Source organism: Roseobacter sp. OBYS 0001 (assembly GCF_019654895.1).
Taxonomy (GTDB): Bacteria; Pseudomonadota; Alphaproteobacteria; order Rhodobacterales; family Rhodobacteraceae; genus Roseobacter; species Roseobacter litoralis.
The window spans coordinates 45,895-71,061 of sequence record NZ_BPES01000001.1 but is presented as its reverse complement, the minus strand read 5'-3'; the positions used below and the strand labels follow the sequence as shown (position 1 = coordinate 71,061).

Here is a 25,167-nt window from a genome sequence, read left to right as displayed (position 1 = left end):
CTCAGATGCGGTTGCGACAGGCTGAGGGTTTGATATGGACGCCAAATTGCTTCTGATCATCATCGACGGGGTGCCCTATCGGAATTTCCGCAGGCTCTTTGGCAATCTTGAGGGCTGGGTAGACAGCGGTGCCGCGCGGGTCTGGAAACACCGTTCGGTGCTGCCTTCCATCTCGGCCCCCTGTTACGCCTCCCTTCACACAGGCGTCAGCCCAGCGGTGCATGAATGCACCGGCAATCACGCGGTTTTCCGGCTCAAACAGGCGGATGTGTTTTCTCAGGTGCGCGCAGCGGGCGGTGTCACCGGCGCTGTCGCCCATTCCTTCTGGTCAGAGTTTTTCAACCGCGCGCCCTTCGATCCGGTCCGCGATATCGAATATGACGAGCCGCAAAGCGGCAGCATCAACCATGGCCGATTTCATACGATGGAAGGCTATGGGCTGGCCAACCAGATGACCCCGTCGGATGCTGATCTCTTTGCCACGCTGACCCGGCTGTGCACGCGGTTCGATCTGAACTACGGGATCTATCACAGCTGCACACTCGACAGCATGGGGCACCGGTTTTTTCACGACTGTCAGGAGATGGACGACGCCTGCGCCAAGATGGACGAGATGCTCGCGCCCTATATCATCAAATGGCGCGCGGCGGGCTATGAGGTGATTGTCACCGCAGATCACGGGCAGGACGCGCGCGGGCATCACGGCGGGCGCGATCCGCTGCAACAGGAAACCGCGCTCTATTACTTTGGTGAGGCCGATGGCCCCGATCCGGATACCGTGATTGACCAGTTGCAACTGGCGCCGACGATCCTGTCGCGTCTGGGGGCGCCCATCGCCGCCACAATGCAGGCGCCAGTCTTTCTGACGTAACCGCAGCTTGGCACGTTTGTCGCAGTAGATGCCGACCCTTTATGGCAGAACGCGGCTCAGGCGGTGGTGCTGAATTCCCACGGGCGGACAAACTGGCCAAGCACTGCAGCGACCTCATCTTCCGCCGCCCCATGTGCCGCCACCTGCGCCACCAGACCGCGCTTCTTGTCATCCACCACCGTCACCACGCGCGCAGAAAGGCCCGCCGTTTCAAGTGCGCGGTTATAGATGCGCATCACCGCATGTTTACGCAAATCAGGTTTGAAAATCTTGCCCACGGCCGTTTTCGGCAACTCCGGCAGGATCGTCATATGTTTGGGCTGCGCGGCACGCTCATGCACGTGTGATTTGCAGAACGCCAGCAACTCGCCCTCGCTGACCTCTGCCCCCTCGACCAGTTCGACAAAGGCACAGGGCACTTCACCTGCATGGGCATCCGGCTGCCCGATGGCCCCGGCAAAAGCGACCGCCTCGTGGTGCAGCAGCGCCTCTTCAATCTCGGCGGGATCAATGTTGTGACCGCCCCGGATGATCAGATCCTTGGCCCGCCCGGTGATCCACAGATACCCATCGCCATCCACGCGCCCCAGATCGCCCGTGCGCAGGTGATCGCCATGAAACAGATCAATGTTCTTTTCGGCCTCCGTATAGGTGCTGCCGACGAACACACCGGGGTTTGAGACGCAAATCTCACCAACCTCATCGACCTTAGCCTCCACATGGCCTTCTCCGGTGGTCTTGAGAATCTTGACGCTGCAATAGGGAAACGGAATGCCGATGCTGCCCACTTTCTTTTCGCCATCCACCGGGTTGCAGGACACAAGGCAGGTCGCCTCGGTCAGCCCATAGCCCTCCACCAGCTTCACGCCCGTGGCCTCTTCGAAGCGCCTGAAAAGCTCAAGCGGCAGAGGCGCCGAGCCTGAGAACGCGATCTTCACGCTGCTCACATCCGCATCAATCGGGCGCTGCATCTTGGCGGAAATTGCCGTCGGCACCGTGATGATGAAACTGATCTTCCAGCGTTCCACCAGCTTCCAGAAATTGTCCATCACCCCTTCACCGCGATAGCCCTGCGGGGTCGGAAACACCACATGCGCACCCGACACGACCGCTGCCATCAGGATCACGTGACAGGCGAAAACATGAAACAGCGGCAAGGGGCACATGATGTTGTCCTGCTCGGTAAAGAGCAGCTCCGTCCCGACCCAGCCGTTGTAGATCAGACCGGAATAACGGTGCTGCGCCACCTTGGGCATACCGGTCGTGCCACCGGTATGAAAATAGCAGGCCACGCGATCCTCAGTGCTGTCGGCAAAGCTGAGGGTCTTGGGCTGTTTCGCAATTTCCGCTGAGAAATTCAGGTATTGCGCCTGATTTTGCACCGCGCGTTTGGGGCGGATCAGCGGCACGATCCAGGACTTCGGCGGCGTGAGATAACGCAGCAGATCGACTTCGAGCACGGTTTGCACATTGGGGGCCAATGCAACCGCCTGCGCGGCCTTATCCGCAACATCCGTCTTGGGAAAGGGCCGCAGGGTGACCACGACCTTCGCATTGGTTTCACGCAGGATCGATCCGATCTGTTCAGCATCCAACAAGGGATTGATGGGGTTCGCAATGCCTGCCACCGCGCCGCCAAGAAGGGCAAGAACCGTCTCATTCGCGTTGGGCAGAATATAGGCCACCACATCCGTCTCACCGATACCCAGCGCGCGGAACAGGTTTGCCGCCTGCGTCACCTGATCCTTGAGCACGGACCACGTCAGCGTCTCCGCCTTATCTTTGGGTCCGGAAAATATCTGATAACTGATGGCGTTGCGGTCGGGATGTTTTGCCGCCGTTTCGCTCAGCGCCTGATAAAGCGTGACAGGCAGGCGCCGCTCCGCCCATGCCATTTCAGCTTCAATCGCGTCGCGATCCTCAAAACCGGCAAAGCCCATGCGTGCTCCTCCCAAAACATGTCATGCTGCGTCGTGCTACGATGCAATATGCAGAATGGGCGGAACCGCGCCACAGCGCAAGCGATCTGGCGAAAACGTAAGGTCACTTCCGACTTATTCGGCGGCGATCCCTTCGGTGAATTGCAGCTTGGCCAGACGGGCATAGAGGCCCCCCTCAGACACAAGCTGATCATGCGGCCCGGTGGCAACCACGCGGCCCTGATCCAGCACGACGATACGATCTGCCTTTTTCACCGTGGCAAGCCTGTGCGCCACGATCAGCGTGGTGCGTCCCTGGCTCAAGGTGTCCACCGCAGATTGCACCGCGCGTTCGCTTTCGGCATCCAGCGCGCTTGTCGCCTCATCCAGCAGCAGGACCGGCGCATCCCGCAGGATGGCCCGCGCAATCGCGATGCGCTGCTTTTGCCCGCCTGACAACATCACGCCCCGCTCGCCAAGGTATGAATCATACCCATCCGGCAGCGCTGCGATGAAATCATGCGCCGCTGCCGCCTGTGCCGCCGCTTCGATTTCGGCGTCACTTGCATCGGGGCGCCCAAACCTGATGTTCTCCCGCGCCGAGGTGGCAAAGATAACCGGATCCTGCGGCACCACAGCAATGTATTTACGGAAATCATCGCGGCGCAACTCGGCCAGATCAACCCCGTCAAGCAGAATGCGCCCGGAGCTGGGGTCATAAAATCGCAGCAACATCTGAATGATCGTCGTTTTTCCGGCCCCAGACGGCCCCACAAAAGCGACCGTTTCCCCCGGTTCAATCGCCAGCGATACATGTTCAAGCGCCTTGGTACCCGGTCGGGAGGGATAGGCAAAGGTGACATCGTCAAATGTCAGCTGTCCGACAACCGGGCTCGGCAAGCTGCGCGGGTTGGTGGGGTCAACCACCGCATCTTCGGTTTGCAGCAATTCAACCAAGCGCTCCGTCGCACCCGAAGCACGCTGCAACTCGCCCCAGATCTCAGAGAGCGCCGCAACACCGCCCGCAACCATCACCGCATAGATGACAAACTGCACAAGCGCGCCCTGCGTCATGTCGCCCGCGCGCACATCCCGCGCCCCGATCCAGAGCACGCCAACAATGCCTGAAAACACAAGGAAAATTACGATAACGGTCATGATGGCACGGGTGTTCACGCGCCGCCGTGCTGCATCGTAAGACAGCTCAGTAAATTCGGAAAACTTTGCCTGGCTGGCGCGTTCATGGGTAAAGGCCTGAACCGTTTGCACTGCACTCAACCCTTCAGAGGCATTGCCCGACGATGCAGCAATCCAGTCCTGATTTTCACGGCTCAACACCCGCAACTTGCGCCCCAACACGAGGATCGGCACAACAACCGCAGGCACGATCAGCAAGACCATCGCGGTCAGTTTCGCAGAAGTGAACAGCATCAACGCCAGTCCACCGATGAAAATCAGCAAATTGCGCAGAGCGATGGAGACGGACGAGCTGATAACGGACAGGATCAATGTCGTGTCCGTGGTGATCCGGCTCAGCACTTCGCCGGTCATTACTTTTTCATAAAAGGCCGGGCTCATCCCGATCACACGATCAAAGACGGCTTTTCTGATGTCCGCGACCACGCGCTCACCCAGCCGCGTCACAAGCAGGTATCGCAGGCCTGTGCCGATGGCCAGCAACCCCGCGATCCCCAAGGCAGCGGCAAAATAGAGGTCGAGCGTTTGCGCGTCCTTGGTGTAAAAATTATCAACCACCCGGCGAACGGCAAGAGGCAAGGTCAGGGACAATACAGCCGTGACCACAAGGGCCGAGACCGCCGCGAGCAACAAACTGCGATAAGGACGCATAAACGGCAGCAACGCCTTGAGAGACCCCAGTTTCTTGGATTTCTCACGCTCTTCTGTCTGTCCCGGTGCGCCGGGAACCGGTGGTGTTGACCGGGTCATGCCTTGTCCTTTTTGGTGTCGCACTCTGTGATGGCTGGCCCAGCATCCCTCGTCAAGCCATCGATGAGTATAGGGGACAAAACCACGCAGCCAAATGAGCACAAAGCTTCGAAAATCCCGGTTCAGGCGGTGACATATTTACCGCGCGTTTCACCGCCCATGACGTGACTACGCGACAGGTCTCGAAAACCATTCTCAAGACCACGGAAAAGAGAAAACAACCAAGATATCTGCGGGAAAATATTTTCTGGAGCGGGCGGCGGGAATCGAACCCGCGTCATTAGCTTGGAAGGCTAAGGTCTTACCACTACACAACGCCCGCCCAGTACTGCGACGTACTATTTCATACCTATACTGGCGTCAAGTGGAACCAATTGCGGCACTGTTTCAAAGAACCTCCCGGCCCAAACCAGTCATCCAGCCGCAACCTGCGATGCGGCGTCTCCCGTGGTCTTTCGGACGGCATTGCGGCTTCAAAGGGCCTGTGTTGCAGTCATGTTTAGCGGCGCGGTATCTGATGAACCCGTTTTTTGCCACCATTGGGTTTTCGCGGTTTGGATTGGCACTCGACGCCAAAGCTGTGGCCACCAACCAGACCTTCATCCATGCAACGCTGCGAGACTGTCTCGAACAGATGTCGAAACAAGCCGCTTTCACGGAAACGACTGTGCCTGTAGTTTGAGAAAGTCGAATGGTCCGGGCTTGGATCACCAGATGAGGGGGGTTTTCAACTATATCCGGACAATGCGCCTGTTGCAGTTGTCGCCGATGATCACTTTGAAAGGGATCGCAATTTCTGCAGGTCTCATATGGCAGCGCAACACATTTTACCGAACCGGTCATTCAACCGATGCGATCTGTGGGGGATCTCAAGCTGACCTTTTGCTGCGGTCTGTCAGAGCGTCCGAGCCGCGAAACAGATGAGCATTCCACGCTCTTGCCCCAAAGGCTTTTTCGAAATAGTTCAATTTGTTACTTGCAAAATATGTAAAGCTGCCAACCTTCAAAGCTGTTGTTCTACCGGCAGCCACCCTGTCAGTGTCGCCAGCAGTTTTCGAAAGAACCCCGCATTGGGTTCACTGCGGTAAATTTCGTTTTTGCCAGAACCTTGATACCGCCAGACCGGGTTACCGTCGGGACCCGCTGCGACGTCAAATACGTATTCTTGAACCTCAGCGTTCAACCGCGCCAACACGTCCGAGGCCAAGGCGGGGCTTTCTATGATCATGGCGATTTCAGAGTTCTGACGGATGGAACGGGGATCTATATTTGTTGAACTGACAAACAACCTGCCCGCATCAATGATCGCCAATTTCGAATGAAGAACCAATGGCGTGGTGCTGCCTTCGACGATCAACGGTGCATCCGCACGGACTTCCATGAACTCGACACCTGATCGCAAAAGTCGGTTGCGGTACTTTGCATAGCCTCCGTGCACGTAAGCGTGGTTGGTCGATGCCAGCGAATTTGTCACAATGCGCACGCGCACGCCTTTGGCGACGAGGCGTTCGAACACTTCGGCGCCGTAATCCTCAGGCACGAAATAGGGCGTGATGATCAAAACCTCGCGTTTTGCGGACAGAAGCGTGTTGTAAAAAGAATTCCCAACCGTGAACGGGCCCTGACCTGGCGGACGGCGCAATTTCTGGGGATCATCCGTGACCACAGTTGCGGTCCCGACATAGGACGGTTTCCGCCCTTCCCTGAGATCACGAAGATATTGCGAGTTCACCGCCCCCTTGTACACTTTGGATCTCGGATCATCGGGGACGGCCCTTAAACCCGCCAGCGCCTCGCGCAAAGCTGCGGCATCGCCTTGTGCAAAACTATTGACCGGTACTGCCCATTCATCATTCCAGAAAAGGTCGAAGGATGCGGAGAGTTGCTCAACAGGCCGACCCGCAATAAACAAATCAAAGTCGGCAAATTCGCTTTCTGTCTCTATCTGATAGTATTCGTCCGCGATATTGCGACCGCCAACAACGGCAAACGTGCCATCAACGATGAATGCCTTGTTGTGCATACGCCGATTGACCCGTTTGAAATCAAGCAGGAAATTCCCGACAAATGTGCTGTTTCTGGAAAGCGGATTGTATGTGCGGATATCGATATTCGGATGCGCGTCAAGCGTTGCGATCTGTTCGTCCTGCGCATTGGTGAATACATCGTCGTAAAGCACCCGTATCCGGACGCCCCTTTCGGCAGCGTCAAAAAGCGCAAGCCACACCAGCGCGCCAGCCGTGTCAGGTTTGATGAGGAATGTCTTGAGATCGATCGTATGCCGCGCTTCTTCAATCATCCTCAGGCGGGCACCCAAGGCATCATTGCCATTGTTCAGCGGCGCCAGCAAAACCTGATCGCCATTGATCTCTGCGCCAATTGTGCTTTCGATGCGGCTCACTGTTGATGGCGCGGGGGGCGCTGCGGTTTCTGCTGGCCGGTTCGTTTCGAAGGGCACGTAAGTGCAGGCGCTCAGATATATGACGCCAGACAGAAGTGTCAAAATTGAAACGGTTCTTTGCGCAAAAAGCTCTGATGGCGGGCGATCTGTACCCCTACCGGTTCCAAAACGTGCCTTCCCTTGCGAGCATCGGAGTTTTAAGCATCTGATTGCGTGGACATGCCAATCTTTCAGGGTTTCCATCCCAAACGCTGGCGATAAAGGCTTCATGCCTGCACAACCATGATGGTCACAGTTTCCTGACCAACGACCTCGAGTGTGTGACTTGAGGTTTCGGCCTGCGGGAGACGAAAAACTTCGCCAGCTTGAACGCTCCTCACCGCTCCCTCTGTTGCCACAATGCGCAGCCTACCGCTCAGCACTACAGCTATTTGGTCACAATCAGGAACCCGTGTCGTGCTCTGGAAGCCGGCAGGCAACTCAATGAACACCATATGCCGGCAGCTCGTTGGCTCTGACATTCTAGCCATTTTTCCCAATAGATCATTGTTACTTGAACGAAATTCAACATCCGAAGAGTCGAGGAACGGTTGACCGTCAGGCGCAGTCAGCAGTTCAATCAGATTTAAGGCCAAGGCATTTCCTTCTCTCTTCATTTGCGCGGCTAGATCAGACCTTATGGCGACTTTTGCACTGCCAGTTTTCCGGTCCAGACTTCGGTGGGAATTTTCGGCGCTTGGGGATCGGCTTCATAGGACGGTGTCATAATCTGAACGCCGTTTTCGTGGAACACATCTACAATGTTGCGGTGCAGATCTGACAATATGCGGGGCATACTTGAGCCGCGCGTCGTGAATGCATTGATCTGATAATTGATCGCATAATCGGCCAATTGCGCCCAAAGCACAAAGGGGCTGGGTGTTTTCTTGAGGTCACGCGTTCTCTTGGCCGCTTCGATGAGCATGGCTTCGACTTTGTCCTGTGGCTCCTCGTATCCGATGCCCACAGTGGTATGAACAAGCAATCCGCGCCCGTCGATTTTTCGGGTATAATTAACGACCTCGGAATTCAAAAGCTGTGCATTGGGGATACTCACCATCTCATTTTTGACTGACTTGATGAGGGTCTCCATCATCTTGATCTCCACAACATCGCCGACCTGATCCCCCACCTTGATGCGGTCCCCGATATTGGTGCTGCGGCGGTAAATCACGAACAGCCCGGCCATCATGTTGCTCACGACCGTGTTGGACCCCATGGAAACCATGAGACCTGCAAGAATGGTCAGGCCCTGAAATGCACGACTGTCTGATCCGGGGATATGTGGATAAGCGAAAACAATGGCGATTGCGATGATCAATACGCGCAGAATGTTGAACGTCGGCTTTATCCAACTCTGTTCGAAGTTCTTCCATTCTATTGTACCTGCTTCCATGTTTTCCATGAAAAGGCGCAGGCCCTTTATCAGGTAGCGGGTGACCATCAGAATAATGACCAATGTGATCAAATTGGGTAGATAGCTGAAAACTCCGAATATCACGTCCATCAGCGGCTGCGATACATACGTCAGCAGTAATTGTGCGAATGGACGGGTCTGCACAAAGGACAAAAGTACGAAGGTGAGATAATAGTAAAAGACGAAAAGATACCCGATCCACAGACCCATACCGGCACCAAAACCAACCAGCTGCGCAACAGCCTGTCCTTTTACAACCGCGTTGGTGGCCTCTTCAAATCGGGTGAAGCGTTTAATGGTGAACCGTTGAATCCACTGAATGAGCCTTGTGCGCCCTTTCAGAAACAGAAAGGTCAACAAAGCAAATCCAACGGTCCATGCCACCGCGACCAATGCACTCTCGACCAGCGCCTCGTCAGAACGACCAAAACGAAAACCGGCCACAGATCGTTTGATCGCCTCCGCGTGAAGCTCTGCCAGAAGTACAAGGCTGATTTGCTCCCATTCGGCATCAGCATTGGTTGTGACCGTCAAAAGACGCCCGTTCGCTAAAATAGCAAGCCCGCGATCATCTTCACGGATCTCATACTCAAGCTGCACAAATTCCGGCAATTCAGCGATCTCCAGAACCCGCTGTTCGATCCTTGCTGCTCGTTCATTAGCAGGTAACGCACTGAAACCACGCACAAAGAACAGGGTTTCGCCATCAACCACAACCGGGGCTGCAAACGTCTCATCCGCCTGTGTCTGGGGTTCGCGAGGTTCTGAGATGTTCTCTTGTGCATGCAAGGGCGCGGCGAACAGTGCCGTCAAAACAACGAGTGACAAAACACGCAAGGCAAACCGGATGGCATGCTCAAAACCGGAGCGGGATTTCAACTTGATCATCGCACGGGTACCCCGTTTTGTGTGACCACGATGACAACGCCAATAATCATGTTGTAGCCACGATCGATCCAGCATTCTCGCCCTGAATAAGATGCACGTCGCGTTGTGGAAACGGGATGGATATCCCTTCTTGATCAAAGCGTTCTTTCGCCTGACCCGTCAAATCCCAATAGACCGTCCAGTAGTCTTCTGATTTGGTCCAGGGGCGGCAATAGATATTGACGGAACTGTCACCCAGTTGACCAACAAAGATCTCCGGAGCAGGGCTTTCGAGGCATTTAGCATGGGCTGCAACAAGGCCTTTGAGCACCTCAATGGCGTGCTCCGCGCTATCTGAATACCCGACGCCAAAAACCAGATCGACGCGCCGCTCAGGCGACACGCTGACGTTCGTGATCACGTCCCCCCAGATCTTTGAATTGGGTACGATAATGATCTGATTGTCGAAGGTACGAATTTGCGTGGACACAACAGACATTTCGTCAACGAAACCAGATGCCCCGCCCACCTCGATGTAATCGCCCGTATCGAAAGGCTTCATGATCATGATCATCAGCCCACTGGCGAGATTGCCAAGCGTGTCCTGCATTGCGAACCCCAAGATGAACGACAGCCCGCCAAAGATCGCAAACAAGGGTGTCATATTGACACCAAAGGCGCCTAAAACTAAAAGAACGCCCAAAACAAATGTCGCCCAATATACGGCATTCACGATGAAACGCTGAAGCAATCGTGACAAGTTCGGCACCCGTGACAAGCCCCTGCTCACGGCGCGGCGCAAAACCCGCGCGACAAAATACATGCCCCATAGGGCGACCAAAAATCCGGCGACCTTCAGCAAGAATCCCAAGCCCCCTTCAGCAGATGCCAGCCAGCTTGCCGCCAGTTGCAAAAGCGAACGAAGATCGGTCGTGCGCACCGCTTCCAGCCTGAGCGCGTTGAGATAGGTGTCATGAACTTGAATGTCTTCGATCAAAGCGCCTTTTGTGCGCCATGCGTCAAGGACGGCCCCGTAACTGTCTTGCACCATGCTTTGGAGTCCGAAGGTTTTTGCCAATTCATCGCGCAGAACTTCCTCCCGCGCACCTTGTGCTATCGCCAGTTCCAGATTGAGACCTGCGATGTCTTCAAGAACCGATTTTACATGGTTTTGCCATATTACAGCCAGCTCTGACAGATCATCAGCGGTCATCGGCACGGTGAGGATTTCAAGTTCACTTGCAGTCGTGGTTACGCTTGTTGGCGCAGGCGGTGAAAATGAAGAAGCGCCCTGATCTTGCGCAACTGCCACGTCCCCGAGTCCGAGGACCATCACCAGAAAGGAAATCGAAAGGAGTATCGAAAGACGAAGGTGGCTCATTTAGTATTCACTTTTCCTTTAGGCTAAGGCGTAACCACTCGTTTCAAATGTTAAAAACGCTGACCTACGAATATGTAAAGAAACTCTTCGGAATCGTTGTTTGTGGAAACGTCGACTGAAAAATCCACCGGGAATTTCTGAGAGACCCGATACCGAAGGCCAACGCCACCAGCGATGCGGTCGCCGTTTTCTGTCAGCGAGCCGAATTCGGAACCCGTCCAGCCGATCCCGCCGAAAGCAACAAAACCAAACCGTTTGCCAAGCCGCTGACGGTATTCTGCTTGCGCCGATACCAGTCGCGTGTCGTAGAATTGCGTCGGGTTGAACCCCCGAAGACCGTCTGTGAAGCCAATTGAGCACTTGTCGAAAAAAGGCGCGTCAGATGACGCGGCACATGTTGAAAGCCTTCCGGCGACGACTTTTTCCTCGCCGACAGTATGGTACGTATCCAGATTTAGTGAGGCGTAATTGTAGGCCCGCGAAGCGCTCGACAAAGAGAACCCGCGGTTAACGGCAGCGCTCAGACGGGACCCATTTGTCGGGTAGTCGCCGTCATCCCTGAGATCCCACTCATAACTTACGCCCAAGCTACCGAGTTCAAGCTGCAGGTCTGGCAAAAGCTCGGCGGGAATGCTCGTTCCATCCGTGTTAAGTCCAATGCTCGTGTCCAGATAGCGTAGATTAACTCCAAACGTGTTGGTCTTCGATACGGCATACGAAAGTCCGCCATTAAACAACTCGCCATCTTGCTTGATAGGAAGCTTGAGGCTTCCAAAGAACAAATCGTACTTTATGTCCGCTTCCGCCAAAGCAAGGTTCAAACTCCAGCCACTTCCAAATGACAGATTGGTCGCGAGCCCATGGGCTTGGCTGCCATTGTCCGACCCCATAATACCAAGCCCGACGAACGACGTGTCCGCGTCCGGTGACAACTGAAAGAGGTAGCCTGCCCCCAAGGATAGGCCGGCACCAATGGCCGGATTGGAAAATGGGATTGGAACGACCAGCGCCGAGCCGTTCCTGAGACCGTAGTCAGCGTTTTCTTTGGTCGACTGAACAGGTGATAAACCGCTGTCGACAATATCTGGGTTTGCCAGCAAGCTGTCCGCAGAAACGCTCGTCAAAATGGCAAATACTGTTGAAAACGTGGCAATTTTGCTCTGGTATTTGGCTTGCTTCACAAGTTGGCTCTTTTTTTGTCTCTATGCACGCGCACCGGCGCGCGACCCGCATTCCCAAATCTCAACCGTTTCAAACATCGCTTCCTATTTTGAGCCTCACACATTTTATTCCGTGTCGCGAACAATACTTTCCAATCCGCTTCAGGAAGGCCCCTGGAACTAGAAGACGATCCGCGCCCGCAATCCGAACAATGTGACGCTTGACTGACCTGAACTGAGCAGCGGATCTTTTATGTACTGAACGGAAGGCGTGATCTGTAGGTTTGGTGATATGGAGAACCGGTAAAATGCCTCGATCGTTTTCTGGTCCCCCGAGATACCATCCGCTTCGGCCCAATTGAGGCCGACCCCCGCCAAATCAGTATTGCGCGCATAGTAACCAAGACCAGCTGATACCGATTTGTCATAAAGAGCCGCCCGGCCCTTGGATGTACCCGCACGAAAGAAAGGCATCCACTTGTTCTCAAGAAACCAGGCTGCAGAAAATGCCGCGCCGTAGTCTTCGCGGCGGCTTCCGTCATCGGCGTCGTCAGCATGCCAGAGGGTCAGGTGGATGTTGTCAAAATACACGCGGTCAAATCCGCTGGTATAGCCGATTTCCACACTCTTGAAGAGTTCACCCTCAGAGAAGACATCAAAATCAGGACTGGACGGGTCCGCGTTTGCGTCTGCGATAGCTCCTGTTGCATAAAAATTGGATCCCAGTTTTGCGCCAGCCGCGATGCCGAGCCCGGCGTTAGGGGCGTTGATTGTCGGGTTCGTATTGAATGCAAGGTTTTGAAAGGCTGTATAGGGGCTCACCAGACCGTAGACATCAACGAAATCCGTCGTGTCGATTTGGCCGATCTGAAAGGTCCACGCGCCATCGTCTGCCCTTTGTGTCCAGAAGAAGTTCGTCAACATCGTACCACTGTCATTGAAAGCAGTGCCGGTGATCGACAGCGCGCCGCCGTCAAATCCAAAGTTTTGTGGCGCAATATCTCCGTAAGCATGGCGGTCTTCCAGTTTGAAGGTCAGACTGCCGAACTCGGTCGCCTTCCATGTGCCGTAAAACCGGAATATCCCGCCCGACGCCTCCCCTTCGCCCTGATCGGAATTTGACGTCTGACCAAGTGCCAGATAGTCGAAATTGAAACTAAAGCCTTTTTGCGCGAGGCTTTCTTTCCACCGGAAATAGCCGGGCGCGTTATTTACGGGAAAGTCTGATCGAAACTGCGGGTCGGTAAGCCCGTCGCCCGGCTGCAGATCGGCCTGTACCGACGAGGGTCCGCCAAGACCCTGCGCGAAAGCCGGCCCCGACAGAAGAACCGCGAGAAAGGGAAGTATGAGTATTCTTTTCATCACGGGGTCTTACCTTATTGCTGCAAGAACTGCGGCGCGGGTCGCTGCGTCAGCCGGGGGCGTCGGTGGGTTACGCTGAAAGGGGTTTTTGATGACCGGGCTAAAGGTGAACGTGAACTTCCAATCCGATGCAAAGGCATCTGGCGCAACGACGTTCTTTTCAATGCCAGCGTTGAGTTTTACGATCTGTTTGCCAAAGGCCGTTGTCTTGGCGACCTGAACACCCAAAGGCACGGTCCACGCGTTATCACTGTCCACCTTCCAGTCATAAGTGATTGTGGGTCCTGTCCCAATTTGCCAGCCGTTGCCCACACCGTAAAACAAGAAATACTGCAGGGACGTGATGGATGTGTCGGGTCCGCTTCCTCCGACTTTTTCGTTGTGGAAGGGGAAGAACCCCCATACGCCCCAATCTTCGGTTTTCACAGCCAAGGCGCTTGGCCCAAGCAGCCAGTTGTCCGAAGAGACATCGCTTCCCGTCGGAACTGCGCCGACGATCCCAGCGCCAAGCGTCCAGCCATCACGTGTGCCCGCGTAGAGCAGATCATAGGCGATATCGCCCACCGCGTCTTGGGCGTCAAAATCGCCTTGGCCAGCGTTAAAGTCAGGCTGCCCGAACGCATAAGCGAGAGCAGGTCTGAAAATCAGGTTATTGCCATTGGGCAAAACGAACGGAAATACAGGTTGGAACGTCGCGGTAAAGCTGTCCTGATCGTCGGCATTGGGCAAATCCCCGTCAAAATTCCGATACTCGAACTTGAAATTTAGCGTTGCGTTTGCGGCGCCCGGATTTGCCAACTCCTTCGCCAATTCATCGATATTTGGACCGACGCCTTGGGCCAGCGCAAATTGAGGCAATAGCCACATTGAAAGTGCACTCACGAGAATGCGGGGCCGCTTCATGGTTTCACGCTCTGGGACGTTGAAGAGAATGCGCTTGAAGCGCGTAATTTCTGCGCCAGTGCGTTGGCCGCATTGATGTCTGGGGACTTTCCGGCCTTGGCCTTAACATCAGCCAAGGTCTCGGCATGCTCGACTTCCATCAGGAACGTTGCATTCATTTGGACAGGGCCATCTACAATACGAACAACCTCCTGTGTCGGAGAGATTGATAGCTTACCGGTGAGGCGCACGGGTTCGTGTACGGCGCGTGGTTGCCACGCATTGGTCAGCCGCACTTTAATCATCTGATTGGCGTTCGGAGGGGGCATGTGGCTGCACATGCCACGCTCTGGGACAAGGTATGCCACCGACGTTCCGTCGGGGTCTGGCGGCGCCGGGATCGCATAACCGCTCAGGCTGACAACCTGACCGTCAACTTCACGGTTGCCGGTTGTAGCCGCCTTTTGTCGACGCTCAGCAACGACCCATCTCTGCTCAATAAGCCAGTCGGCGTTTTTTCCACTTTCCAAAAATCGGAGATTTGCACCACGCGCGATCTCTTCAAATTCTGATTGTTGATGATCTGACAAACCACCCCTCGCCAGCGCCTGTCGCACTGACGCAATCGTTTTCAACGCCTCAATTTCAGGATAAGATAAATCCCGATACGGATCGTCGAACACTTGTACCGACGGCTCTATGAGATCGGGCCACTCAACTGTCTCAGATGCAAGCGCGGTGCTTCCAAGTGTCGCCAACACGGCAAATACTAACAAAGGTTTCATCGGGTTTGGACTTCTTTGCGGATTTTGAAATAGTCAGAGATTTGTGCAGGGCAGCCGAGGCAAAAAACCGCCCTGCATCCCTACTCAGTTCAGAGTATTCTTGTAGATCACGCCATCTTTCATGATCACGAGGATGCCTTCAGGGCTTTCAGGCCGCTCGGGACCATCAAACCATTTGTCTGATGTGCCCATAACCGAGAAATCCTCTAACGGGTTGCCGTCGACCAGAAGAATATCCGCATAGGCGCCTTCCTCGATAACACCGAGTTTACCTTCTGGGTACGGGTTCATGAAATCACCAGACAGCGCAACGAGTTCGCCACCTACTGAGGTCATTGTAACCAGAGCGGTGTGCGGATCAAAGAAATCGGCATTGAGGAATTTCTCATAAGCGATTTGTTTGCTGCATGAGGCAACATCGCCAACACAGTCGGTTTGGAAGGCCCGTTTCGCCGGGCACTCTTTCATGTTGGTGATGTAGTTGCCGAAAGCGGCGGATGCGGATTTGGCTTTGCGCAGGCTTGCAGGGACGTTTGCGATTGCCGGTATCTCAAAGAGATTAGGATCGAAGGCGGTGAGGTTTGTCGTGATGTACGCGTCTTTTTTCGCCATGAGTGCTGAGATTTCGCAATCGAACATGAAGCCGTGTTCGATGGAACGAACGCCTGCGTTCAGCGCGTTCAAAATCGCTTCTTTGCGGTAAGAGTGGGCCATCACATAACTGCCATATTCGTTTGCAACCTGAACCGCAGCTTCGATCTCTGCCTGCGACCCAGCCAGCAACTGCCATGGATCGAAGGCTGAAACGACGCCGCCAGATTGCATGAACTTCAACTGGCTGGCGCCCATCCGGAAGTTGTTGCGACCATATTTTTGGACATCGGCAATATTATCAACTTCCTGTGCCATGTTCAGGCGGCTGAAGTTGGTCGACTGTCCGACGGGTGCGGTGAAGTTTGCGAAATCCGCGTGTCCACCGCGTGAGCCAAGAAATGCACCCGATGGATAGAGGCGCGGTCCGAGGATCATGCCCCCATCTATAGCACGCTGCAATCCGGCGTTTGCACCGCCTGCATCCCGAACGGTGGTGAACCCCTGCATCAAATACATCTCAGACATTTTGGTGCCGTGGATCGCAAAATCTTCCCATGTGGTTTCCGATTCCATGATAGGAAGCGACGGGCCCATAAGCATTAGGTGCGCATGACCCTCGATAAGCCCGGGCATCAGAGTGCGCCCACCGCCATCGATCACGCTTGCCTCACCTACATCAATGGCTTCTGTCGACACCGTTTTGATCAAGTTTCCCTCAACCAGAACGTTTGCATTCTCGATCCGGGCTTCGTTCACACCGTCAAAAACGTGTACGTTCGTGAACAGTGTCATCGCTGGTGCGCCGTCTTGCGCCCATGCCGGAATAGCGGCAACGGAGAGCAAAGCGCTTACCGCTGTTGCAGTCAGTAATTTGGTGAGTTTCATTTTTGACCTTTAGGTTGAGTCACTTTTCGGTGATTATACTATCCCGGTACGACAGCTTAACTCAATGAAGCGGTCAGTCATTTTTTCCCATTCCATTGTGAATCCTGGCAGATAATGACAGATTGCATTGACCAAATGACGAAATCGAGTCTGAATACTGGTCCCATCAGCCGTGTTCGAGGTTCTTTGTGTCGAAGTCTTTGCCTTTAGTTCAGCTCCAACTTCTTCACCCATTGATTGCTGGGCTGCGTTCATATGGCGTGGATCCAGACCCTGTTCTGGAGAGTGTTGGATTGACGCAGACCGCGGTTGATCAGGAGGGGGCTTCTGTTCACGTCATGGTCATGCACCATCTCCTGGAAAACTGTGCAGTTGCCGCCAACGATCAGACTTTTTGTGCGAAGATAGGCTCTCAACTCGACCCGACAGGCTGGCCGATGGTGCGAGACGCTTTTCAACGCGCAACAACCCTTGGCGATTTTCTGAATATCTATGTGGCGCAAGCGCACAAATACGCATCATCCGCCACATCCTATGTCGAAGTTCGGGGAGATATGGCGACGTTTGGCGAAACAAGAAAGTTCAAACCGCTTGTCGAACCGGCGCAGAACGACGGTTTTATGATCGCGCTGAAAATGGCGATGCTGGGAAGAGTATTAGGAGAGATCAAGGAACCGGAACGCGTTCTCCTGGTCCTCAGCGATCCTGCCGTTCTGCCCAATGCCCTCAAGCGGTTTCAGGCATTGCGCGGCAACAATATGGGCTGCCGCATTCAATTCCCGTCCGAATGGCTGTTACGGCCCAACTCAGAAAGCGGACTTGAAACTGGGTTCGCAGAACAGGGCACCGCCAAACAACAAGACGCATTTTTGATCAGTATGAGGCAGCTTTTGGGGCAACAGATCAGCAACGGGGGATTAAGTGCGAATGAAGCTGCGGAACTGATGCACATGAGCTCACGCAAACTCGCCAGAATGCTCTCCAAACTGGGAACGAGTGTTTCAAAAGAGCTTTCAAAAGCAAAGATAGAACATGCAAAAGAAGTTCTTCTTACCACTGATCGTTCCGTCGAAGATATCGCCGCTTCTCTCGGCTATTCCGACCCTTCAAATTTTGCGCGCGCATTTTCAAAAGTCGTACGTTCGACGCCATCCGCATTTAGGGACCAATTTAAATAGCAACCGGGTGACCATTGGTGAACCCCAGAGCGTGATTGCCTCAAAGCTCCGAAGGGGTTCGGCCAAAAGAGGCGAGAATTCTAGGGAGTCGTCAGCACGGCTTTCGGACGGTTGCGGCGCGCAGGAATTCGTCCTTCGCACCACAAGGCCCACGTCATCGGCACCGTCTCAGACCAAGCATGCTCTGCATATTGCGTCACGCAGCGGTATGACATGTCGCTATCTCAAACGATGAAGTCACCGATCACATAGTCGCCCAGCGACACGCTCTGAGTGTCGTTGATCCGGATCATCAGATCAATCGTGTCGTCATCGTCGATGCTCCCCAAGAGTAACGTCGCATCGAATATCGACCGGACCCAGAACACGCCCGCGCCAAAGGAAAGACCACTGACATCGGTCTGCTCTCCGATAAAGCTAAAGGCCTGGTTCCCGGCAATCAGGGTATTGGCGTCGATGTTGGACAGATCGATCCGGTCGCCGCCTGCCACTCCGACCCCGTCCATGCCGTTGATGCTGTCGTGCTGGAAAGGGTTGGAGTCCGCAACACTATCGAACTGAAAAACGTCGTTCTGAGCGCCGCCCACCAGTATGTCCGACCCCAGTCCGCCAACCAGAACGTCGTTGCCCCTGCCCCCCAAAAGCGTGTCATTCGCCGCACCGCCAAAGAGGAAATCGAAACCATCGCCACCAAACAGCCGGTCACTGCCAGCCTCACCAAACAGGTGATCGTCCTGCTGGTTGCCTTGCATGAAATCGTCGCCATCCCCCCCAAACAGCGTGTCGTCATTCGAACCGCCGAACAGCCTGTCGTTATCATCGCCGCCTCTCAGAACGTCATTGCCGCCGCCACCGCGCAGCTGGTCCTGCCCAGTGCCGCCGACCAACGTGTCATTGCCGATCCGGCCCACCAAAATGTCATCGCCATCGTTCCCCTCGATGACATCATCGCCCGCACTGCCATCCATCAGGTCGTTGCCTTGGCCACCCCGCAAGGTGTCGTTTCCGTCACCGCCAAAGGCTCTGTCATCGCCCACACCTCCGTCGATAACATCGACCCCGGTGCCACCGCGGAAATTGTCGTTGCCAAGGCCGCCGTCCATGATGTCGTCGCCGTCATTGCCGATCAAAAGATTGTTGCCATCCCCACCGTCCATGGTGTCGTTACCAGCACCGCCATACATGATGTCATCGCCGTTTCCGCCGATCATATCATCGTTGCCGTCACCGCCGTTCAGGACGTCGTTGCCGAGTTCGCCGCGCAGGGTATCATTACCCGTAACGCCCAGAATCCGGTCGTTGCCCTCCCCCCCTTCCAGAGTGTCATTACCGGAGCCACCAAGCAGAAAATCATTACCCCCCAAGCCCATAATAAGATCATCGCCGCCGCCGCCGTCCATGCGGTTCGCGCCTGCGGTGCCAGACAACGCGTCATTGCCGTTGCCGGAAATGATGTTCTCGAAGTTGTAAAATCCTTCGCGGGCCTCGTTTGGGGCGCCAAGGTAATCTGTCTGACCCGTTTCAAGATTGACAATGTAGTCACCATTGAAAGCAGTCGTATCCAGCGTATCGATACCCGCTTCGCCGTCCAAATACTTGAAATCACCCGCCAACGCGAAATCGGCACTGGAAATGATCAGATCATTCCCGCCGCCGCCCCAGAAATCGCCACTGCCAGAAGTGTAAATGATATCATTACCGCCCTGACCAAGGATTGTATCCCCGATCTCGCCTTCCAGCACGGTCGATCCGTTGATGCCAGTGGTTATCGTATCAGTCGCGAGGAAGTTCGTGCGAAGCTGACCGTAGTCGTCAGGGTCGATCACCTCGCCGCGCGGGTCCCAGATTGTGGAATAGATCTCTCTGGAGGATCCAGATCCTTGTTCGCCATGCCACACGAAAACAATCCGGCCGTCAGCCGTTACGCTGATTTCCGGTTGGGTTGCCAAAAACCCTCCATCACCGATCAGGACCGGCGCAGTCGCACTGGAACCATCAGCATTGAAGATTTGCGCGTGATATCGACCATACCCCACTTCGAACATGATTACGAAACCACCGTCTGGCAAAGCGGCGACACGCGGTTCGTTGACGACATAACCCGACATTTCAATCGGGATAATTTCAGCGACGGCGTTACCGGCGTTATCGTAGATCTGTCCAAGGATTTCACCGTAGTGCGAGCCTTCCTTGCCGACAACAACATAGCCACCATCTGCCATGCTCGCGATGTCGCGCGCAGCATTAAAGCTACCGGCGACCAGTGTTTGGTTAATAATTCTTCCACCTTCAGTGGCGATAGAAACTAAGTTTGCGTCACCACTCCAAAACAGCGTGGCGAAATTTCCATTGCTCAGAACAACAGCGTCTTCAACAAAGGGTCGGACAGCGCTCGCTGTTGGATTTTGAACAGCAAAGGTGGGCAAAAAGCTGTCGTCCTCGTCGATGACAAGAGCATCCACTTGGTCATCATCATCATTTCCATAAACGACGAAAATGTCATCGTTGCTAGGCAAAAGATTTGCCACGACCTGTGGCGTATCATAGTGACCTTCATTGGTGAGCGTGCCGTATATGTAAGAAAAATCTTCGAAATTTCGTTCAATACGAAGTGTCTCGCCAGCCCTACTTTGATCTGAATAAACGAAGACAAAGCCGTCATGTGTCGGCGCGATATCGAAGCTCGTCTGGTCCCCTTCCGTCCATTCAAAATTAAGCGCAAAGGAGTCGAATTCGACGTTGCCATCGGCGTTGTAGATTTTGGCCACAATATCTTGTCCATTGTCCGGCGCCCCCTCGCCGAATTGTTCTCTCCAGGCGACCATGAACCATCCGTTGGCAAGTCCGATCACCTTTGGCGCAAATTGGTGTCCGAAACTTGCATTGCCAGTATTGACCTGAAACGGCGCGCGCCACTCAGTTAGCGTTGTCATAAATTCATCCGTCCCTTTGAAACCATTTCTTAACAATAGTTAATAACTTCCTGCTCAAATCGTTGATCGAGATCAACTGAAGGTCAAAAGGGAAAAAAGACGCAACGCTGTGCACACGACACCAAGAAAAGATCAACGGCCGCCACCAGACGCTGATGGTCTTGAGCGTGCCTTCGTAACTTCTTCCCAAATGAAGACCTACTGACCTTTGCTCGCCCCTTCGGTCCCGGCGGATCGACGTGCCGACCTTCGCTGCAAGTCCCGAATTCACTGGACGTCCGGTGAGCGTTTCTGTCGGCGGTAACCGGGTGCAACGAATTTTGGCCCCTGCACAGACCGCGATGCCTACCGATCACGTCATGTTACACTTCAATTGCCGGTGCACGATTCGGTAAAAACCGCACGTCATGGAAAATGTCGGAAGATGAGAATAAGACGGGTCTCGGCCCTTGATACTGCCGACCCTTGCCCGCTCGTTTTCCGCGTCACGGCTCTTCGCGCTCACGCCGCGTCAATGGTAAGTCTCCATGGCCATCTATACATGTAGCACGGATTTTCAGCCGCCAGAGCCTCCGGTGCCCCAAACCGCTTTAATGTCCCATTTTATCTGACGAAGGACAGCATTGGGGTGGGCAAAGACGGCGCCTCCACTTTGGTCAAAAGCCTGCTGGCCATCGTGAACCAACAGGTCGTGACTGATTTGTTCAACCGTGTTCCCTGAGCGGAATACATCAAACGGGCTCCCCACGGCATCACACGCCGCAACGGCCATCGTGTCCTTGGAAAGGGCATGAACGCATTCAAGTCCGCAAACCTATGTAATCTTTTGATTTTTGGACAATCTTGCCAAGCAAGTAAAAGTGGTGCGGATGAGAAGACTCGAACTTCCACGGGTGTTACCCCACAGCGACCTCAACGCTGCGCGTCTACCATTCCGCCACATCCGCACGATAAATGGTCAGCGGTCTTTAGCCTGCCAAGGTAGCCTTGTGAAGAGTGATTTTTGCATTTTTCCAAAATCCACGAGAACAGACGGGATTGCGTGACAGACCTTTGCGCGCCGCCTCTGCTGCGGTATGGCTGCGCGTATGGTGGAATGGATCATCTCTGAGGGCCTGACCGATTTTCGCACGGCGGAGCGTTGGATGGAAACGCGGGCGACAGATATTGCCCAGGGCCGGGCGGCGGAATGCATCTGGCTGGTGGAGCATCCTCCGCTCTACACGGCGGGGACCAGTGCAAAGGAATCGGACCTGATCGACCCGGACCGCTTTCCTGTTCATGCAACCAAAAGGGGCGGGCAGTATACGTATCATGGACCCGGTCAACGCGTGGCCTACACCCTGCTTGATGTCGGCGCGCGCGGGCGGGATGTGCGCGCATTCGTTGAGCAACTGGAAAGATGGGTGATTTCGACACTTTCACAGTTCAACGTGACGGGGGAAATCAAGCAAGGCCGCGTCGGCGTCTGGGTGGAGCGACCGGAAAAACCCAAAACCGCGAACGGCGCAATTGCACAGGACAAGATTGCCGCCATCGGTATTCGGCTGCGCAAATGGATTTCCTTTCATGGGGTGTCCATCAACGTCGAACCCGATTTGAGTCATTTCAACGGGATCGTGCCCTGCGGAATATCCGAGCATGGCGTTACAAGCCTTGTGGATCTGGGGCTGCCTGTAACGATGAACGATCTGGATACCGCACTTATGCAGGAATTCGGTGAGGTCTTCGCAGGCCCCCTGCAGCCGGTGAAGTGGCGCGATTCGTAATTCAGCCACTTAAAACGCTGCCCTTTCGTCATGTCCGGCACCGCGCCGCACGCCGAGGTGCCGTCCCATCGGAACATGTACCACATCACCCGGTGTCGCCCTCTGACCAAGGGCGACAAAACCCCTGCCCGCGCATGAGGGAAAACTCCCGACACCACGCGCGCTGACAAATGCCCCCTCAGATCACCCGCTGCAAACCCTATATACTGTCAGCGCCATCGACGAGCTGCTGCTTTAACGCGGCATTCACCTCGTGCAAGTTCGCTTCGGCTGTTTTCTCTGCGGTGATGTCGAACGCGATGCCGATATGACGCAACACGCCCCCATCTGCCGCCCGTGTGAAAACCGTCTCAATCGAACGCAGCCAGACCTCATGACCATCGCGTGCGATTGCCCGATACTCCCAAACCGCTTGCTCATGATCGGCCAAGTCCTGCATTTCGGCCACATTGCCGGCAATGCGATCGAAATCATCATCGTGTATGATGGTTGGCAGTAAATCATCGCCCATCGCCTTGATGTCCTCCGGCGAATACCCGAGCAATTCCGCGATGCTCCGGTTGGAGTATTCGTTGCTCATGGTCTCATGATTGAACACATAAATGATGCCCGGCACCAGCGCCACGATCTGGCGCAAGAAGGTCACGCTGTCCGCATCGATCACGCTGGAGGATTCATACTGCCAGGGGATTTGTGCCAGTGCCATGGAGATCATCCTCTATACCCATACTCTTGTTGACCGCGGACATGGTCGGGGCATCAGATTGACACCTTGGGGGTAAAGGTTGCGTTAAAACCCAAGGCTGCCGGGGTCGAATCGCCACGAATACCCACCGGTATTAAGGCAAATGCGAAGGATAACGACCCGATCCGTTTGCGTGGCCGCAGGAATTTTCATTTTATCTTACACGTGCGGCATTAGGATCATTGCTCCTTGGCACAACACACTCTAAAACCGAGGTGAATCTATGGTCGGAACGGGAACCCCGGCCTGGACAAACACACAATCAGGAGGCACCGCATGGCAGACGCAGCCATTCACGGGCACGACCATCAAGACGAACGCGGGTTTTTCACTCGCTGGTTCATGTCCACCAACCACAAAGACATCGGTATTCTCTATCTGATCACATCCGCGCTTGTCGGGTTCGTATCAGTAGCCTTTACCGTTTATATGCGCCTTGAGCTGATGGAGCCGGGCGTTCAGTACATGTGTATGGAAGGCGCGCGTATGTTCGCCAGCGATGCGCTCTGTACACCCAACGGACACCTTTGGAATGTTTTGATCACCGGTCACGGTATTCTAATGATGTTCTTTGTGGTCATTCCCGCGCTCTTCGGCGGATTTGGCAACTATTTCATGCCGTTGCAGATCGGCGCGCCAGATATGGCCTTCCCGCGGATGAACAACCTGTCCTTCTGGATGTATGTCGCAGGCACCGCCTTGGCGATCTGCTCGGTCCTTGCACCGGGTGGGAATGATCAGGCCGGTTCGGGCGTTGGCTGGGTGCTTTATCCACCGCTGTCCACGAACGAGGGCGGGTATTCGATGGATCTCGCGATATTCGCGGTCCACGTCTCGGGCGCCTCCTCGATCCTTGGTGCGATCAACATGATCACGACATTCCTGAACATGCGTGCCCCCGGCATGACCCTGTTCAAAGTGCCGCTGTTCAGCTGGTCGATCTTTGTCACAAGCTGGCTGATCCTTCTGTCCCTGCCGGTTCTGGCGGGCGCGATCACCATGTTGCTGATGGATCGTAACTTCGGCTTTACCTTTTTTGATCCGTCTGGCGGCGGTGACCCCGTGCTCTACCAGCACATCCTGTGGTTCTTTGGCCACCCAGAGGTCTACATCATCATCCTGCCCGGCTTTGGCATCATCTCCCATGTGATCGCGACCTTCGCGCGCAAACCGATCTTCGGCTACCTGCCGATGGTCTGGGCGATCATCGCCATCGGTGCCTTGGGCTTCGTCGTCTGGGCGCACCACATGTACACCGTGGGCATGTCCCTCAACCAGCAGGCCTATTTCATGCTGGCCACGATGGTCATTGCGGTGCCCACAGGGGTCAAGGTCTTCAGCTGGATCGCGACCATGTGGGGCGGATCGGTGGAATTCAAAACACCCATGCTCTGGGCCTTTGGCTTCCTCTTCCTCTTCACCGTGGGCGGTGTGACCGGCATCGTGCTGTCGCAGGCCGCCGTGGACCGCTACTACCACGACACCTACTACGTCGTGGCGCACTTCCACTACGTGATGTCGCTGGGGGCTGTCTTCGCCATCTTCGCCGGGATTTACTTCTACTTCCCCAAGATGACTGGCAAGATGTATCCTGAATGGGCCGGCAAGCTGCACTTCTGGACGATGTTCATCGGCGCAAACCTGACCTTCTTCCCGCAGCACTTCCTGGGTCGTCAGGGCATGCCACGTCGTTACATCGACTATCCTGAGGCCTTCGCCTACTGGAACCTGTGGTCAAGCTGGGGCGCGTTCCTGTCCTTTGCCTCCTTCCTCTTCTTCTTTGGCGTCATCGCCTACAGCTTGAAGTGGGGCCGCAAATGCACCGAAGCGAACCCGTGGAACGAATACGCGGATACGCTGGAATGGACCCTGCCCTCCCCACCGCCCGAGCACACGTTCGAGCAGCTTCCAAAGCAGGAAGACTGGGACAAGCAGCACAGCCACTAAGGCACACGTCAGAAACTTCTAGGAAAAGCCCCGCACCGCCGGGGCTTTTTCACATTCCGGGTCACCCGCATTTTACCACTGACAC

The 25,167-nt window shown here is 54.9% G+C and carries 18 protein-coding genes and 2 tRNA genes; 5 read left to right on the top strand and 15 right to left on the bottom strand.

Annotated elements, in window-relative coordinates; translation table 11 throughout:
- Positions 1-34 precede the first annotated feature (34 nt).
- Positions 35-871 carry an alkaline phosphatase family protein gene (locus tag K5Q35_RS00330; protein WP_220798023.1) on the top strand — a complete coding sequence of 279 codons (837 nt, stop codon included), beginning with the start codon at positions 35-37 and terminating at the stop codon, positions 869-871.
- A gap of 56 nt (positions 872-927) precedes the next feature.
- Here K5Q35_RS00330 and K5Q35_RS00325 read toward each other — a convergent pair whose 3' ends face one another.
- The 3 genes from K5Q35_RS00325 to K5Q35_RS00315 form a co-directional block, all read right to left on the bottom strand.
- On the bottom strand, positions 928-2,811 hold the full coding sequence (locus K5Q35_RS00325; protein WP_220798022.1) for an acyl-CoA synthetase: 1,884 nt from the start codon (positions 2,809-2,811) through the stop codon (positions 928-930).
- 114 nt (positions 2,812-2,925) lie between these two features.
- Positions 2,926-4,737, bottom strand: coding sequence for an ABC transporter transmembrane domain-containing protein (locus tag K5Q35_RS00320; protein ID WP_013961059.1), 1,812 nt, complete (start codon positions 4,735-4,737; stop codon positions 2,926-2,928).
- Positions 4,738-4,985: 248 nt separating this feature from the next.
- Positions 4,986-5,059: transfer RNA gene (locus tag K5Q35_RS00315), tRNA-Gly, on the bottom strand.
- Positions 5,060-5,254: 195 nt separating this feature from the next.
- On the opposite strand from K5Q35_RS00315, the gene K5Q35_RS00310 reads away from it, so the two are divergent.
- A complete protein-coding gene (locus K5Q35_RS00310) occupies positions 5,255-5,419 on the top strand; it encodes a hypothetical protein (RefSeq protein WP_220798021.1) in 165 nt (54 codons plus the stop codon).
- 321 nt (positions 5,420-5,740) lie between these two features.
- On the opposite strand, the gene K5Q35_RS00305 is transcribed toward K5Q35_RS00310, so the two are convergent.
- The 9 genes from K5Q35_RS00305 to K5Q35_RS00265 all read right to left on the bottom strand — a co-directional run bounded on the left by K5Q35_RS00305 (position 5,741) and on the right by K5Q35_RS00265 (position 16,510).
- A complete protein-coding gene (locus K5Q35_RS00305; protein WP_220798020.1) occupies positions 5,741-7,240 on the bottom strand; it encodes a phospholipase D family protein in 1,500 nt (499 codons plus the stop codon).
- A gap of 164 nt (positions 7,241-7,404) precedes the next feature.
- Entirely contained in the window at positions 7,405-7,773 is a 369-nt protein-coding gene (locus tag K5Q35_RS00300) for a cupin domain-containing protein (RefSeq protein ID WP_220798019.1), read from the bottom strand.
- 41 nt (positions 7,774-7,814) lie between these two features.
- Positions 7,815-9,482, bottom strand: coding sequence for a mechanosensitive ion channel family protein (locus K5Q35_RS00295; protein WP_259650421.1), 1,668 nt, complete (start codon positions 9,480-9,482; stop codon positions 7,815-7,817).
- 46 nt (positions 9,483-9,528) lie between these two features.
- On the bottom strand, positions 9,529-10,842 hold the full coding sequence (locus K5Q35_RS00290; RefSeq protein WP_259650420.1) for a mechanosensitive ion channel family protein: 1,314 nt from the start codon (positions 10,840-10,842) through the stop codon (positions 9,529-9,531).
- A gap of 50 nt (positions 10,843-10,892) precedes the next feature.
- Positions 10,893-12,023 (bottom strand): BamA/TamA family outer membrane protein, encoded by a 1,131-nt coding sequence (locus K5Q35_RS00285; RefSeq protein WP_220798018.1) that lies wholly within the window; start codon positions 12,021-12,023, stop codon positions 10,893-10,895.
- A gap of 159 nt (positions 12,024-12,182) precedes the next feature.
- Positions 12,183-13,364: a carbohydrate porin gene (locus K5Q35_RS00280; protein ID WP_220798017.1), complete on the bottom strand. Its 1,182-nt coding sequence runs from the start codon at positions 13,362-13,364 to the stop codon at positions 12,183-12,185.
- A gap of 9 nt (positions 13,365-13,373) precedes the next feature.
- Complete coding sequence (locus tag K5Q35_RS00275) at positions 13,374-14,267, bottom strand: hypothetical protein (RefSeq protein ID WP_220798016.1); 894 nt, start codon at positions 14,265-14,267, stop codon at positions 13,374-13,376.
- The gene (locus tag K5Q35_RS00270; protein ID WP_220798015.1) at positions 14,264-15,031 is read right to left on the bottom strand and encodes a DUF3299 domain-containing protein; all 768 of its coding nucleotides are present in this window, start codon (positions 15,029-15,031) and stop codon (positions 14,264-14,266) included. Before K5Q35_RS00270 ends, K5Q35_RS00275 begins: the two co-directional genes overlap by 4 nt.
- Before the next feature lie 84 nt (positions 15,032-15,115).
- Positions 15,116-16,510: an amidohydrolase family protein gene (locus K5Q35_RS00265; RefSeq protein WP_220798014.1), complete on the bottom strand. Its 1,395-nt coding sequence runs from the start codon at positions 16,508-16,510 to the stop codon at positions 15,116-15,118.
- A gap of 188 nt (positions 16,511-16,698) precedes the next feature.
- Between K5Q35_RS00265 and K5Q35_RS00260 the strand changes: the two genes are divergently transcribed.
- Entirely contained in the window at positions 16,699-17,688 is a 990-nt protein-coding gene (locus K5Q35_RS00260) for an AraC family transcriptional regulator (protein ID WP_220798013.1), read from the top strand.
- 224 nt (positions 17,689-17,912) lie between these two features.
- On the opposite strand, the gene K5Q35_RS00255 is transcribed toward K5Q35_RS00260, so the two are convergent.
- Together K5Q35_RS00255 and K5Q35_RS00250 are read right to left on the bottom strand one after the other, a co-directional pair.
- On the bottom strand, positions 17,913-20,621 hold the full coding sequence (locus tag K5Q35_RS00255; RefSeq protein WP_220798012.1) for a calcium-binding protein: 2,709 nt from the start codon (positions 20,619-20,621) through the stop codon (positions 17,913-17,915).
- An 861-nt stretch (positions 20,622-21,482) separates the two neighbouring features.
- Positions 21,483-21,568: transfer RNA gene (locus tag K5Q35_RS00250), tRNA-Leu, on the bottom strand.
- Positions 21,569-21,697: 129 nt separating this feature from the next.
- Here K5Q35_RS00250 and lipB point away from each other — a divergent pair.
- On the top strand, positions 21,698-22,390 hold the full coding sequence (lipB, locus tag K5Q35_RS00245) for a lipoyl(octanoyl) transferase LipB (RefSeq protein WP_308443335.1): 693 nt from the start codon (positions 21,698-21,700) through the stop codon (positions 22,388-22,390).
- A gap of 199 nt (positions 22,391-22,589) precedes the next feature.
- Here lipB and K5Q35_RS00240 read toward each other — a convergent pair whose 3' ends face one another.
- A complete protein-coding gene (locus tag K5Q35_RS00240; protein WP_158308138.1) occupies positions 22,590-23,096 on the bottom strand; it encodes a PAS domain-containing protein in 507 nt (168 codons plus the stop codon).
- Between the two features lie 315 nt (positions 23,097-23,411).
- Here K5Q35_RS00240 and ctaD point away from each other — a divergent pair, with 315 nt between their 5' ends.
- On the top strand, positions 23,412-25,082 hold the full coding sequence (gene ctaD, locus K5Q35_RS00235; RefSeq protein WP_220798011.1) for a cytochrome c oxidase subunit I: 1,671 nt from the start codon (positions 23,412-23,414) through the stop codon (positions 25,080-25,082).
- Positions 25,083-25,167 lie beyond the last annotated feature (85 nt).

What these genes read in the sequence shown, in the direction of transcription:
- K5Q35_RS00330 (WP_220798023.1), top strand. Translation starts at nt 35, where the DNA reads ATGGACGCCAAATTGCTTCTGATCATCATCGACGGGGTGCCCTATCGG.
- K5Q35_RS00325 (WP_220798022.1), bottom strand. Translation starts at nt 2,811, where the DNA reads ATGGGCTTTGCCGGTTTTGAGGATCGCGACGCGATTGAAGCTGAAATG.
- K5Q35_RS00320 (WP_013961059.1), bottom strand. Translation starts at nt 4,737, where the DNA reads ATGACCCGGTCAACACCACCGGTTCCCGGCGCACCGGGACAGACAGAA.
- K5Q35_RS00310 (WP_220798021.1), top strand. Translation starts at nt 5,255, where the DNA reads ATGAACCCGTTTTTTGCCACCATTGGGTTTTCGCGGTTTGGATTGGCA.
- K5Q35_RS00295 (WP_259650421.1), bottom strand. Translation starts at nt 9,482, where the DNA reads ATGATCAAGTTGAAATCCCGCTCCGGTTTTGAGCATGCCATCCGGTTT.
- K5Q35_RS00290 (WP_259650420.1), bottom strand. Translation starts at nt 10,842, where the DNA reads ATGAGCCACCTTCGTCTTTCGATACTCCTTTCGATTTCCTTTCTGGTG.
- K5Q35_RS00280 (WP_220798017.1), bottom strand. Translation starts at nt 13,364, where the DNA reads ATGAAAAGAATACTCATACTTCCCTTTCTCGCGGTTCTTCTGTCGGGG.
- K5Q35_RS00275 (WP_220798016.1), bottom strand. Translation starts at nt 14,267, where the DNA reads ATGAAGCGGCCCCGCATTCTCGTGAGTGCACTTTCAATGTGGCTATTG.
- K5Q35_RS00270 (WP_220798015.1), bottom strand. Translation starts at nt 15,031, where the DNA reads ATGAAACCTTTGTTAGTATTTGCCGTGTTGGCGACACTTGGAAGCACC.
- K5Q35_RS00265 (WP_220798014.1), bottom strand. Translation starts at nt 16,510, where the DNA reads ATGAAACTCACCAAATTACTGACTGCAACAGCGGTAAGCGCTTTGCTC.
- K5Q35_RS00255 (WP_220798012.1), bottom strand. Translation starts at nt 20,621, where the DNA reads ATGACAACGCTAACTGAGTGGCGCGCGCCGTTTCAGGTCAATACTGGC.
- lipB (WP_308443335.1), top strand. Translation starts at nt 21,698, where the DNA reads ATGGCTGCGCGTATGGTGGAATGGATCATCTCTGAGGGCCTGACCGAT.
- K5Q35_RS00240 (WP_158308138.1), bottom strand. Translation starts at nt 23,096, where the DNA reads ATGGCACTGGCACAAATCCCCTGGCAGTATGAATCCTCCAGCGTGATC.
- ctaD (WP_220798011.1), top strand. Translation starts at nt 23,412, where the DNA reads ATGGCAGACGCAGCCATTCACGGGCACGACCATCAAGACGAACGCGGG.